Annotated in this window: 13 protein-coding genes; 5 read left to right on the plus strand and 8 right to left on the minus strand. The window is 73.1% G+C overall.

Annotation, left to right across the window (positions count from 1 at the left end; genetic code table 11):
* Positions 1 to 25: 25 nt before the first annotated feature.
* A complete protein-coding gene (locus B0675_RS32485; protein WP_081223182.1) occupies positions 26 to 385 on the minus strand; it encodes a metalloregulator ArsR/SmtB family transcription factor in 360 nt (119 codons plus the stop codon).
* Between the two features lie 302 nt (positions 386 to 687).
* Between B0675_RS32485 and B0675_RS32490 the strand changes: the two genes are divergently transcribed.
* Positions 688 to 1,668, plus strand: coding sequence for a cation diffusion facilitator family transporter (locus tag B0675_RS32490; RefSeq protein ID WP_241540119.1), 981 nt, complete (start codon positions 688 to 690; stop codon positions 1,666 to 1,668).
* 56 nt (positions 1,669 to 1,724) lie between these two features.
* Here the strand turns inward: B0675_RS32490 and B0675_RS32495 are convergent, their stop codons facing one another.
* Both B0675_RS32495 and B0675_RS32500 read right to left on the minus strand, forming a co-directional pair.
* A complete protein-coding gene (locus tag B0675_RS32495; RefSeq protein ID WP_081223184.1) occupies positions 1,725 to 2,282 on the minus strand; it encodes a YbaK/EbsC family protein in 558 nt (185 codons plus the stop codon).
* A gap of 110 nt (positions 2,283 to 2,392) precedes the next feature.
* Positions 2,393 to 2,965 carry an XRE family transcriptional regulator gene (locus B0675_RS32500; RefSeq protein ID WP_081223185.1) on the minus strand — a complete coding sequence of 191 codons (573 nt, stop codon included), beginning with the start codon at positions 2,963 to 2,965 and terminating at the stop codon, positions 2,393 to 2,395.
* Between the two features lie 93 nt (positions 2,966 to 3,058).
* Between B0675_RS32500 and B0675_RS32505 the strand changes: the two genes are divergently transcribed.
* A complete protein-coding gene (locus B0675_RS32505; protein ID WP_081223186.1) occupies positions 3,059 to 3,916 on the plus strand; it encodes a DMT family transporter in 858 nt (285 codons plus the stop codon).
* Between the two features lie 28 nt (positions 3,917 to 3,944).
* On the opposite strand, the gene B0675_RS32510 is transcribed toward B0675_RS32505, so the two are convergent.
* Entirely contained in the window at positions 3,945 to 4,763 is an 819-nt protein-coding gene (locus B0675_RS32510; RefSeq protein ID WP_081223187.1) for an acyltransferase, read from the minus strand.
* Between the two features lie 153 nt (positions 4,764 to 4,916).
* Between B0675_RS32510 and B0675_RS32515 the strand changes: the two genes are divergently transcribed.
* The gene (locus tag B0675_RS32515) at positions 4,917 to 5,447 is read left to right on the plus strand and encodes a gamma carbonic anhydrase family protein (protein ID WP_081223188.1); all 531 of its coding nucleotides are present in this window, start codon (positions 4,917 to 4,919) and stop codon (positions 5,445 to 5,447) included.
* A gap of 25 nt (positions 5,448 to 5,472) precedes the next feature.
* Here B0675_RS32515 and B0675_RS32520 read toward each other — a convergent pair whose 3' ends face one another.
* From B0675_RS32520 to B0675_RS32530, 3 genes are all read right to left on the minus strand, one after another.
* On the minus strand, positions 5,473 to 6,120 hold the full coding sequence (locus B0675_RS32520) for a DedA family protein (RefSeq protein WP_081223189.1): 648 nt from the start codon (positions 6,118 to 6,120) through the stop codon (positions 5,473 to 5,475).
* Positions 6,121 to 6,351: 231 nt separating this feature from the next.
* Entirely contained in the window at positions 6,352 to 8,820 is a 2,469-nt protein-coding gene (locus B0675_RS32525; RefSeq protein ID WP_081223190.1) for a glycoside hydrolase family 3 protein, read from the minus strand.
* Positions 8,821 to 9,080: 260 nt separating this feature from the next.
* The gene (locus tag B0675_RS32530) at positions 9,081 to 9,788 is read right to left on the minus strand and encodes a TetR family transcriptional regulator (protein ID WP_081223191.1); all 708 of its coding nucleotides are present in this window, start codon (positions 9,786 to 9,788) and stop codon (positions 9,081 to 9,083) included.
* 106 nt (positions 9,789 to 9,894) lie between these two features.
* On the opposite strand from B0675_RS32530, the gene B0675_RS32535 reads away from it, so the two are divergent.
* Positions 9,895 to 10,839, plus strand: coding sequence for an SDR family oxidoreductase (locus B0675_RS32535; protein ID WP_081223192.1), 945 nt, complete (start codon positions 9,895 to 9,897; stop codon positions 10,837 to 10,839).
* 79 nt (positions 10,840 to 10,918) lie between these two features.
* Here the strand turns inward: B0675_RS32535 and B0675_RS32540 are convergent, their stop codons facing one another.
* On the minus strand, positions 10,919 to 11,371 hold the full coding sequence (locus B0675_RS32540; protein ID WP_179165484.1) for a DUF4442 domain-containing protein: 453 nt from the start codon (positions 11,369 to 11,371) through the stop codon (positions 10,919 to 10,921).
* Between the two features lie 202 nt (positions 11,372 to 11,573).
* Here B0675_RS32540 and B0675_RS32545 point away from each other — a divergent pair, with 202 nt between their 5' ends.
* A complete protein-coding gene (locus B0675_RS32545; protein WP_081223194.1) occupies positions 11,574 to 12,638 on the plus strand; it encodes a hypothetical protein in 1,065 nt (354 codons plus the stop codon).
* The last annotated feature ends 95 nt before the right edge of the window (positions 12,639 to 12,733 follow it).

Raw genomic sequence — 12,733 nt, forward strand, 5'->3', positions numbered from 1 at the left:
CGAAGTCGCGGGCCGGAGCGTGGACTCAGTCGTGCGCGGGACGGTCGGACAGCCGGTGGTCGGCCAGGCTCAGCGCCTCGTCGACCACCCGGCGCAGATGGCCGTCGCCGAGCGAGTAGATCACCCTGCGGCCGTCCTTCCTGGTGTTCACCAGCCCGGCGAGACGGAGCCGGGCCAGGTGCTGGCTGACTGCGGGGCGGGCCGCCCCGCAGCCCTCGGTCAGCGTGCCGACGTCCGCCTCGCCGTCGGCCAGCGCGTGCAGCAGCGCCAGGCGGGTGCGGTCGCCGAGCAGGGCGAGGAGTTCGGCCGCGAGCGCGAACTGCTCCTCGCCGGGACTGCGCGGATGCGTACCGTGCGCAGGTGACAGGTGCATGCGTGCGCTCATACGCACATAATGGCGTCGTGGGCGCCCGCGCGTCCACTCCCGCGCACCGGAAGGGGACGCCCGTGCACGACCGGCACCATCACGAGGACGGCCACCACGACGAGCACGGCTCCGGCCTTCATCGTCCCGCGCCGGGCGAGCCCGACCGGGCCGAGCACCGGCATCCGCACGGCGAGCACGGCCGGACCGAGCACGCCGCCTCGCCCGCCCACCCGCACGCGCACCCGCACCCGCACCCGCACCCGCACGGCGATCACGAGCACGCCGCCCACCATCACCCGGCCGGCGACCCGCCTCCCGGCCTGATCCGCCGGCTCCGCCATCGACTCGCCCCGCACTCCCACGACACGGCCGACCGTGTCGACGCCGCGCTGGAGTCGTCGGCCCGGGGCATGCGCGCGTTGTGGGCGTCCCTGGCCGTCCTCGGGACAACGGCCTTGGTCCAGGCGGTCGTCGTGGCACTGTCGGGATCGGTGGCCCTGCTCGGCGACACCGTGCACAACGCGGCCGACGCGCTGACGGCCGTACCGCTCGGGATCGCGTTCGTGCTGGGCCGTCGCGCGGCGACCCGGCGTTTCACCTACGGCTACGGTCGGGCGGAGGATCTCGCGGGCGTCGTGATCGTGCTGACGATCGCCGCGTCCGCCTGTTTCGCGGCCTGGGCGGCGGTCGGCCGCCTCCTCGATCCGCACCCCGTCCGGCATCTTCCGGTGGTGGCGGTCGCCGCGCTCATCGGCTTCGCCGGGAACGAGTGGGTAGCCCGGCACCGGATCCGGGTGGGCCGCGAGATCGGCTCCGCCGCGCTGGTGGCGGACGGACTCCACGCCCGCACCGACGCGTTCACCTCGCTCGCGGTGCTCGTGGGCGCGGGCGGCTCGGCCCTGGGCCGGCAACTCGCCGACCCTCTGGTGGGGTTGGCCATCACGGTGGCCATCCTGGTGGTGCTGCGGGATGCGGCCCGCGAGGTGTTCCGGCGCGTGATGGACGCCGTGGAGCCGGAGTTGGTGGACCGCGCCGAGCAGGCACTGCGGGACGTCGCGGGCGTGCGGGACGTGGGCGAGCTGCGGCTGCGCTGGATCGGCCACCGGCTGCGCGGGGAGGTCGCCGTGGTGGTGGACGGCGAGGTGACCGTACGCCGGGCCCACGCCATCGCCGTCGAGGCCGAGCACGCCCTGCTGCACGCGGTCCCGAAGCTGACCGCCGCGCTCGTGCACGCCGACCCGGCGCCGCTGCCCGGCGAGGCGGACCCGCACGGGCGGCTGGCCCATCACGTCACCGCCTGAACGAGGCCCGGCGGGGGCGGAGGCCGACCGCGGCCGCCGCTCCCCCGCCGCAGGGGTCAGGCGAGGCCCAGCCCCTCCAGTACGACCGCGTTCGGCAGTTCGGCGAACGCCGCTCCCGGCACCAGGAGCTTGCCGCGTCGGCGGCCGCTTCCCACGAGCACGTACGGCAGCGCGACGACGGCCGCGTCGACCAACACCGGCCAGTCGGCGGGGAGTCCGACGGGCGTGATGCCGCCGTACTCCATGCCGGTCTCGCCGGTCGCCGTGTCCATCGGGGCGAACGAGGCCTTGCGCGCCCCGAGTTGGCGGCGCACCACGCCGTTGACGTCGACGCGGGTGGCGGACAGGACGACACAGGCGGCCAGCGTCGTCTCACCGCCGCGTTTTCCGGCGACGACCACGCAGTTCGCGGACCGGTCGAGCAGTTCCTTGCCGTAGTGCTCGACGAAGGTGGCGGTGTCGGCCCAATCGGGGTTCGTGTCGACGTGGACGATCTGCTCGGCGGGGGTGGCCCCGCGCCAGCCGCGTACGGCGTCGGCGACGGGACGGGTGAGTTCGTCCAGGCAGTCGGGGGCGGGGACGGCGTGGTCGAAGTGTCCGATCGGTGCGCGCATGACCGCACGCTAACAGCGGTGCCCACCGGCCCGGCGGGGGCGTCCACCACGCGAGCAGGCGGCGCCGGGAGCCGTCTCGCCACCGGGCGGACGGCAGCCCGGACGCGCCGTCAGTGGACCAGCGGTACGGACACGGCCATCACCATGTCGACCGGCACCTCGCCCTTGTTGGCGTAGGTGTGCGGCGTGTTGGCCTCGAAGGACGCGCTCGCGCCCTCGGGAACGCGGTGTTCGACGCCGTCCACGGTCAGCGTCATCTCGCCCGCGAGGACGTGCACCAGCTCGACGGTGCCCGCCGGGTGCGGATCGGAGGGGCTGCCGTCGCCCGGCATGAGCCGCCAGTCCCACATCTCCAGCGGGCCGGGCGCCTCGGTTCCGGCCAGCAGCCGGTTGTAGCTGCCCGCGTCGGTGTGCCACAGGCGTACGGCCTGGTCGGCGGGGACGATCCTGACGCGGGGCCCCTGTTCGTAGTCCAGCAGAGTGGTGATGCTGACGCCGAGCGCGTCGCCGATCTTGACGACGGTGCCGAGGCTGGGGTTGGTCCGGGCCTGCTCGATCTGGATGAGCATGCCGCGGCTGACTCCGGCACGGGCGGCGAGCGCTTCCAGGGTGAAGCCGCGCTCGGCGCGCCAGCGTTTGACGTTGCGCCCCAGGGACTGAGTCAGCAGGTCGAGATCCGACACATTCCGTCCAATATTGTGAATGACAGAGTTCAATCAGGTGAACTATCGTGTGGTGCACCCGATCGTCCACCGAACTGTACTGCGAGGCCCCCCGTGACAGCACTCTTCGCCCTGGCCACCAGCCTCCTGTGGGGTCTGGCGGACTTCGGAGGAGGCCTGCTGACCCGCCGCACGCCCGCCCTCACGGTGGTGGTCGTCTCCCAGTCGATCGCGGCGGTGGTGCTCGGCGCGATCGTGCTCGTCACCGGCGCCTGGAGCGCGGCGGGACCGCAGCTGTGGTTCGCGTTCGCGGCGGGCCTCGTCGGTCCGGTCGCGCTGCTCTCCTTCTACAAGGCGCTCGCGCTCGGCCCGATGGGCGTGGTCTCCCCGCTGGGCTCGCTGGCCGTCGCCGTCCCGATCGGCGTGGGCCTCTTCCTCGGCGAGCGCCCCGGGCTGCTGCAGGTCGCGGGCATCGCGGTCGCCGTGTCCGGAGTCGTGCTCGCGGGCGGGCCCCAGCTGCGCGGAGCGCCCGTGCAGCGGCAGGCGATCCTCCTCACGCTGATCGCGGCCGCCGGGTTCGGCACGGTGTTCGCGCTCATCGCGGAGGCGTCCTCGTCGGTCACCGGACTGTTCCTGGCCCTGTTCGTGCAGCGCGTGACGAACGTCGCCACCGGCGGCGCGGCGCTGGCCGTCTCCGTGCGGCGCGGGGCGTCCGCGCTTCCCGAGGGCGGCTTCCCCTGGGCCTCCCTGCCCGCGCTCGCCTTCGTCGGCCTCGCCGACGTCGCGGCCAACGGCACGTACTCGGTGGCCGCCCAGCACGGCCCGGTGACCGTGGCCGCCGTCCTCGCCTCGCTCTATCCGGTGGTCACAGCCCTGGCAGCGCGCGGCCTCCTGCGGGAACGGCTACGTGCCGTGCAGGCCGCCGGTGCCGGACTCGCCCTGGTGGGCACGGTTCTGCTGGCGACGGGATGACCGCCGGGCCGGGCGGGGACCGGACGGTTCAGGACTCGGCGCGGACGTCCCCGCTCTGCACCGGCACGTCCGCGGAGGCGTCCGGCGTGTCGGGGTCCAGTGCGGCGAGGCGCGCGGCCGTCTCCTCGTCCAGCCCGGAGAGCGCCGACAACTGGTCCGGGGTCACCCCGTCGGGGATCGGCACCGGCGGCGGGGTCCGCAGCGGCGGCTGCCACCCTTCCACGGGGTCCCAGCGCCGGACGACGCGCGCGGGGGCTCCGGCCACCACACACCGGTCGGGCACCGTGCCCCGCACGACCGCGCCGGCGGCCACCACGACGTTCCTGCCGATCCGCGCCCCGGGCAGGATCACCGCCCCGGTCCCGATCCAGCAGCCGTCGCCGATCTCCACGGGCTCCATCCGGGGCCACTGCCGGCCGATGGGCTGGTGCGGATCGTCGTACGAGTGGTTCGTGGACGTGACGTACACGTAGGGCCCGAAGTAGCAGTCGCTGCCGATCGTGACGGTCGTGTCCGCGATGACGTGGCTGCCGCGGCCGAGCACGACGCCGTCGCCGACGCGCAGGATCGGATCGGGGCCGAGGTCGAGGTCGGGCATCAGCCCCGCGGTCAGCGTGACCTGTTCGGCGACGATGCAGTGCGAGCCGAGGTGGATCCAGGGCTCCCCGAAGACCGTGCCGAGCGGGAAGGCCAGGCGGGTGCTCGGCCCGATGGCTCCGAAGCGGAACCGTCCCGGATGTTCGGCCGTGACCGCGCCCGTGCGCTGCACCCAGGCCCAGCCCGCGTGGACGGCGCGCTGCGCGAGACGTCGCCGCCATGATGAGAACGTGTTCCTGCTCGTGGGCACCCGCTCACGGTACTCAGCGCGGGATACGCGAACGCCGTCGCACCGCTGTGATCTTCACCCCACCGAGGGCGCCGACGATGGCATACGGTGCCGGTGCGGCCGGTACCACCGGCCGCGCGACGACGACCGACGAGACGACGAGACGGTGACACGGTGACGACTCAGCAGGCGCTGATCAAGGGAATCGGCGGCAAGGACCCACAGGTCGACGAGGAGGCGTTCGTGTCGCCCACCTCGGTCGTCATCGGGGACGTCACGTTGCACGCGGGCGCGAGCGCCTGGTACGGCGCGGTGCTGCGGGCCGACTGCGGGCCGATCGTCATCGGCGCGGACAGCAACGTGCAGGACAACTGCAGCCTCCACGTCGACCCCGGTTTCCCCATCACCGTCGGGGAGCGGGTCTCCATCGGCCACAACGCCGTGCTGCACGGGGCGACCGTCGAGGACGACTGTCTGATCGGGATGGGCGCCACGGTGCTCAACGGCGCGGTGATCGGGGCCGGTTCGCTGGTCGCCGCGCAGGCGCTCGTACCGCAGGGCATGCAGGTCCCGCCGGGGTCGCTCGTCGCGGGTGTGCCCGCCAAGATCAGGCGCTCGCTGACCGACGAGGAGCGCGAGGGCATCACCCTGAACGGCACGCTGTACGTCGAACTGGCCAAGGCACACCGCGGGATCCACACGTGAGCGGTCCCGCCCGGGAGGCGGAGGGCTAGTCGGCGGGGACGGGCTCCGGCTCCGCCGACTCGTGCTCCGCCGCCGACTTCTGCGCCCGGCGGCGGACGATCAGCATCGAGCCGAGACCGATGAGCACCGCCAGGATCAGGCCGAGCCACGAGAAACGCTTCAGCCAGGCCTCGGCGACGACACCCACGTAGTAGATGACGGCGGTGGTGCCGCCCGCCCAGACGATGCCGCCGAGGACGTTGGCGATCAGGAACTTCCAGTACGGCATGTGCAGGACGCCCGCGAGCGGGCCGGCGAAGATCCGCAGCAGGGCGATGAACCGGCCGAAGAACACGGCCCACATGCCCCACTTCTGGAACGACCGTTCGGCGGTGGCCACATGGCCTTCGCTGAAGTGCCGGGGGAACTTCGCGCCGAGCCAGGCGAGCAGCGGGCGGCCGCCCTTGCGTCCGATCGCGTAGCCGATGGAGTCGCCCACGATCGCGCCGAGGCTGGCGCAGGCTCCGAGGATGACGGGGTTGATGCCGGTGTGCTGCGAGGAGAGCAGGGCCGCCGAGACGAGCACGATCTCCCCGGGCAACGGGATGCCCAGGCTCTCCACGCCGATGACCAGGGCCACGAGCGCGTAGATACTGACCGCGGGCACCGTCTCTAGCCACTCCTGGACGTGCAACGCCGGTTCCTCCCGTTGAGCTGTGCCTGACCCGGGCGGCTGCGTCTCGCTCGGTCACCCGGCGCGCGCTTCCCCCGGAGCGCACGCCCGGAAGCCTACCTGGTCGCTCCGGACCGGGGTCCGGTCGCGCGGGCCCGGCAGCCGCCCCCCGCCCATCGGCGCTGAGGGAGGGGCGGCACGGGAAGGGCAGGCGGTGGCCGCGGGGCCGGCGCGTGGCGCACCCGCTCCGGATCAGGCACGGACCTCCGCGGTGGTCCTGAGCCGCAGGTCGCGCGAGGAGGCCCCGACCCAGACGGTCCGGCGCCCCGTTCCGAGCACCCAGCCGTGCTTCTTCGTGTCCCAGGAGGAGAGGGTGCGTGCGGCCACCCGCACGGTGACCCGTCGCCGCTCCCCCGCACGCAGAACGAGCCGCTGGTAGCCGCCCAGCACCCGGACCGCCTGGTCGAGTTCGAGCCGGGGCGAGGGTCCGACGTAGACCTGCGCGACCTCGACGCCGTCGCGCAGCCCGGTGTTGCGCACGGTGAACTCGACCCGCAGCCCCCGCCGCTCCTGTCGGGCCCGGACGTCGTCGTAGGCGAAGGAGGTGTACGAGAGTCCGTGGCCGAACGGGAAGAGCGGGCGCACGCCCTCCGCGTCGTACCAGCGGTATCCGGCGTGGATGCCTTCGGAGTACTCCTCGGTGCCGTCGACGCCCGGGTAGCGGCGCGGGTCCCCGGCCACGGGGTGGTGGTCGTCGTCGACGGCGAAGGACTGGGTGAGCCGGCCTCCGGGATCGCAGTCGCCGAACAGGACGGCGGTGGTGGCCGCGGCGCCCTGCTGCCCCGGGTAGTACATCTGGAGCACGGCCGCGGTGCGGCGCAGCCACGGCATGGAGGTGGCGGACGAGGTGTTGAGGACGACGGTGGTGCGCGGGTTCGCCGCGGACACCGCCTCGATGAGGTGTTCCTGGTGCCCGGGGAGGGCGATGGTCGTGCGGTCCAGGCCCTCGGTGGCGTCCTCGTAGGCGAACAGGACGACGCTGTGCGCGGCCCGGGCGGCGCGGACCGCCTCGGCGACGTCCTGGGCGCGGGTCGCGCCGGTGCTGCGCCGCAGCCGGAAGACCTGCCCGGCGCTTCCGCCGTTGGCGGTGATCTTCAGCGTGTGCGCCCCCTTCCCGAGGTTCAGGGTCGCGCGCCGCACCGCCAGCCCGTCGGGGGCGGCGGAGACCAGGCCGCCGGAGAAGTACTCCCCGTAGCCGGGCGCCACGGGGAAGAGGTCCTGCCCGTCGAGCAGGACCTTGGGCCGTTCGCCCGAGTAGTGGATGACCAGGGTCCACTCGTCGGGCTCGGCGACGGTGAGGGTCCCCTCGTACGACCATGCCTGTCCCGCGGGCACCTGCTGGGCCCCCGTGGTGAGCGCCGGGCTCAGCGCGCTCGCGGGGACGGCCTTGCCGAACAGGTCCTCGCCCGGGGAGTAGGTGACGCGGGCACCGCGGCCCGCGCGGGCCCGGATGGCGTCGAGGGGGCTGTCGGCGTGGTCGGGCACCACGTGCGCGCTGCCGCCGCCGCTGACGAAGGGCAGCATGCCGGTGGGGCCGACGACGGCGATGTCGCGTGCCGCGGCGCCGGTGAGGGGCAACGCGTGGTGCTCGTTGCGGAGCAGGGTGGCTCCCGCCTTCGCGACCTCCAGGGCCACGGCCGCGCCCGCCTTCGCGTCGCGGGCGGGGCGGGCCGGAGCGCTTCCGTCGAGCAGGCCGAAGCGGTCCATGACTCCGAGGATCCGGCGCACGGCGCGGTCCATGTACGCCTCGGAGACAGTGCCGTTCCGGACCGCCGACCGCAGAGCCGCTCCGAAGTAGGTGCCGTCGGGCATCTCCATGTCGAGGCCCGCGGTGATCGCGGCGGCGGTGCTGTGGGCGGCGAACCAGTCGGTCATCACCCAGCCGTCGAAGCCCCACTGATCGCGCAGGACGCCGGTCAGGAGCGCCCGGTTCTCGCAGGCGTAGACGCCGTCGACCTTGTTGTAGGCGCCCATGACCGCGCCGGTGCCCGCGTCGACGGCGGCTTCGAAGCCGCGGAGTTCGACCTCGTGCAGGGTCTGTTCGTCCACGACGACGTCGACGGACTGGCGGTCCTTCTCCTGGTTGTTCAGGGCGAAGTGCTTGACGGTGGCGACGAGGCCCTCGCCCTGGATGCCGCGGATCTCGGCGGCGACCAGATCCGCGGCGAGCAGCGGGTCCTCGCTGAACGTCTCGAAGTTGCGGCCCGCGTACGGGGTGCGGATGAGGTTGACCATCGGGGAGAGCAGGACGTCCTGGCCGAGGGCGCGTCCTTCGTGTCCGATGACCCGGCCGTAGCGGTGGGCCAGTCCGGGATCGAAGGCGGAGGCCAGCAGCACGGGGGCGGGCAGGGCCGTCGCGTGCCGGGTGACCCGGACGCCGGCCGGGCCGTCGGCGAGCCGCAGGGAGGGGATGCCGAGCCGGGGGACGCCGGGGACGAAGCCGGCCTGGCCGAGGGACTCCGGGTCGGCAGCGCCGTGCAGCAGGGAGATCTTCTCGTCGAGCGTGAGTCTGCGGATCAGGCCCTCGACGCGCGGGCCCGCGGCCGTTCCGGGTGCCGCGTGGGCGCCGGGGACGAAGCCGGGAGCGGTGGCGGCCGCGGCGACCGCGACGGCGCCGCCCACCAGTCGCAGGGCCGATCGCCGGGAAAAGGTGTGGGACATGAGCCGTCACTCCTTCGGTGCGCGGACACGTCGTCGTGGTCCGCGTGTACCGGTGTCGGCGACCCTCGCGTTCGTTCCTCGAACGCGGTTGCGTGGAAGTCGACTTGACCGTCCGTCAGGCACCGTGGGTACGGCGCGAAAACTATGACCCGAGGTGACTCGTGTCAATGAAGTGAACAGAAACAGCGGGGAGTCGGACAAGAACCGAAGGAGTGCGGTCGCCGAGCGCACCCGTCCCCGGCGGGCCGGGACCCGGGACGTCAGACTCCGGGTGCGGACCCGGCGTCGTCGCGTGCCGCACGGGCGAGCAGACCCGCGACGACGACCGCGAGCATCTCGCGCAGGACGTCCGTGAAGTCGAGCCGCAGGGCGGCCAGTCGGGGATCGGCCTCGTAGGCGGCGAGCATCGCGGCGGAGGGCTGCGAGTGCGTCCAGGCCGCCCCGGCGACCATGATCGTCGCGGCGGCGAACCGGCCCGCGTCACCGTCGCCCAATTCGGGCACGTGCGTCTGCACCAGTCGGGCGAGCAGCCCGACGTTGGCGATCGCGGTGTGCTTGTACTCGGCGGCGACGACGGGCGAGACGTTCCGCTCGAGGACGGCCGCCTGCGCGCTGATCAGGTCGCACAGGACGGGTCGCGCCGCGAGGGACACCGCGAGCACCTCGGCCACCCGGTCGCCGCGCTCGGCCACGGTCGCGGCGTCGTCGACGGCCGCGCCGAGCTGCCCCTCCAGCCCCGCCAGCCACTCGCGCTCGGCGGCGTCGAGGAGTTCGAGCAGCACGGCCTCACGGGACTCGAAGTAGCGCAGCACGTTCGACTTCGCGAGCCCGACGCGACGGCTCAGCTCGTTGAGGCTCAGCCGGGCGACGGGCATCTCGGCCAGCATCGCGGCGGCCGTGTCGAGGATGGCCTGCTTGCGCACGGCGCGCTGTTCCTCGCTGCGGGCGCGCTGGAAGGACGTACTCATCACCCCAGACTACAGACCCCCGGTCTGTTGTTATCAGACCAGTGGTCTGCTACGTTCGGAAGAGAGAAGAGACCACTGGTCTTTTGAATCTGCCGAGGGAGTTCTCATGTACACCGTGCCGGACCGGACCGGGAAGCTCGTCGTGGTCACCGGAGCCAACAGCGGCACCGGCAAGGAGGCCACCCTGCGGCTCGCCGCCGCCGGAGCGCACGTGATCATGGCCGTCCGTACGGTCGCCAAGGGCGAGCGGGCCCGCGCCGAGATCCTCGCCCGCCATCCGCAGGCCCGGCTCGACGTGCGCCATGTCGATCTCGCCGACCTCGCGACGGTCGAGGCGTTCGCGGACGGGATCCTGGCCGACGGCACCCCGCTGGACCTGCTGGTCAACAACGCGGGCGTGATGGCACCGCCGACCCGGATGACCACGGCGGACGGGTTCGAGCTCCAGATGGGCAGCAACTTCCTCGGCCCGTTCGCGCTCACCGTGCGGCTGCTGCCGGCCCTGCTCGCCGCGGGCGCCCCGCGCGTCGCCACGATGAGCAGCGGCACCGCCAACTACGGCCGGATCGACTTCACGGACCTCCAGTGGGAGAGCCGTCGCTACAGCGCCAACCTGTCCTACGCCCAGTCGAAACTGGCCGACCTCATCCTGACCCGGCAGCTCGCGGCGATCGCCGCCGAGCGCGGCTGGAACCTGCTGAGCACCGGCGCCCACCCCGGCTACACGGTCACCAACCTCCAGACGGCGGGCGCGAGCCTCGGGCGGGACAAGCCGAAGCGGTCCCTGCTCAACGCGCTGGACTTCCTGCCCAAGCAGCAGGTCGAACAGGGCACCGAGCCGCTCCTGTACGCCGCCACCAGCCCCGACGCGGTGGCCGGCGGCTACTACGGTCCGGGCGGCCGGTTCGGGCTGGTCGGTCCGACGACCACGGCACGCGTCACCCGCCGGGCCCTCGACTCCGGGACCAACGCCCGTCTGTGGAGCGAGGCCGAACGACTCACCGGGGTCGCCCTGCCGGTCACCGCGGCCGGATCCGGGCCGACGGCCTGAGCCGCAGTGGGGCCCGGAACGACCGCGGGCCCCGATCGGCTCGTACGTCCCGATCAGGGCCCGGCGTGCACCGTGCGGCTCAGCTGTTGGGGCGGAGCGTCCACACCACGGTCATCTCGCCGGTCACCGCGCCGTCGGCGCGCTGGATCGCGATGGCGACCGGGAACTCGGGGCGCTGACCGGCGTCGAGTTCGGCCACGACCTCGGCGGCGGGCCGGCCGAGCGTCGCGGTGGCGGTGACGGGGCCCATCGCGAGCTTCTTGTACGCGATCTCGGCGCTCACGGCGAGCGGCACGGCGCGCGCGAGCTGGTCACCGAAGGCGGCCAGGACGATCGCCCCGCTGGCCGACTCCCCCAGCGTGAACATCGCACCCGCGTGCGGGCCGCCGACGTGGTTGTGGAAGTCGCCCTGGTCCGGGAGCGCCACGACGGCCTTCTCCGGAGAGGTCTCGACGAACTCGAGGTTCAGGGTCCGGGCCATCGGCACGGTCGCGGCGAGCATCTCGCCGATCGTCATCTGGTCTGCGCTCATGCCTCGATGTTACCCATGGGTAGCAAACATTGACCAGCCCGCCGCCCGTCGCCGGTTCGGGCGGGCGCGCCGGGTGCGCCGGCCCAGGAGACGCAGCCGCCGGTCGCAAGCCGGGACCAAAGGGGGCAAGTACGGTGGTGGCCCGCTCCTTTCGGGGACCGCCATGGCACTCGGGTCTCCGCCCCCTCTATCGTTACCGGCCATGTGGCCAGGACAGCAGCCGCCCGGGGGCGAGCAGAACCCGCAGGACCAGAACCCGTACCAGCAGCCGGGGTACCAGCAGCCGAATCCCTACCAGCAGCCCGGCTACCAGCAGCCGGGGCAGCAACCGGGGTACCAGCAGCCCGGCGCGCCGTACGGGCAGCCGCAGGGCGGACCGCAGTGGGGGGCTCCGACCGAGCCGCTCGGCGGACCCCTGCCGTCCGGCGGCAGCGGCGGCGGGGGCGGCGGGAACAAAACCAAGGTCACCGCGATCGTCGCGGCCTCCGCCGTGGTGATCGCCGCCGGGGTCACCGCGTTCCTCGTCCTGGGCGGCGGCGACAAGGACGACGACGCGGGCGGTGACGCGTCCAAGTCGCCCAAGGCGTCCGCCTCGACGTCGCCGAGCGCGAGCGGCGGCGGAAGCGACGACAACCCGCGCGGCGGCGACGAGGAGAAGGCGACGATCGCCGGCTGGAAGGTCGTGGTGAACCCGAAGTGGGGCACCGCCTTCGACGTTCCGGCGGACTGGAAGGTCGAGACGCCCGGCACCTTCATCGGCTTCGAGGACGAGAAGAAGGGCGACGGCTCCCCGTTCATCGGCATGTCCGCGCCCGCGTTCCTCAAGGAGAAGTGGTGCACGTCCGACGACGACAAGGACGGTCACGACAGTGACACGTCACTGGCCGCCGCGGGCACCAAGGGCCAGAGCGGTGCCAAGAACACGGCCGACGTGGCGCGCAACGACGCCGCCGTATGGGTCTTCGGCGGGTACACCGACCAGAAGGAGGCCTCGAAGAAGCTGCTGAAGGTCGGCAAGTCGGAGACGTACACCACGGCGTCGGGCGTCAAGGGCAGCGTCGCGACCACTTACTCCACGGGAGTCCCCAAGAAGGGCAAGTGCGACTCCGACGGCAAGGCGACCACGTTCGCCTTCAAGAACTCGGCGGGCGATTTCGTCTCGTGGACGTTCTACGGCGCCAAGGGTGTCAAGGAGGAGGTCCCCGACGCGACCGTGCGGAAGATCCTCAGCACGGTCCGGCTGCACGGGACGCCGACCGGCTCCTGAGGGCCGGGGTCCGGCTCCTGAGGCCCGGCGTCCGGCCCGGCGGGGCGCCCGGCGGGGCGTTCGCTCGACGCGGATGCAATCGGTTTGGCAAGTCG

Source organism: Streptomyces sp. M41(2017) (genome assembly GCF_002078175.1).
In the GTDB taxonomy this organism is placed as follows: domain Bacteria; phylum Actinomycetota; class Actinomycetes; order Streptomycetales; family Streptomycetaceae; genus Streptomyces.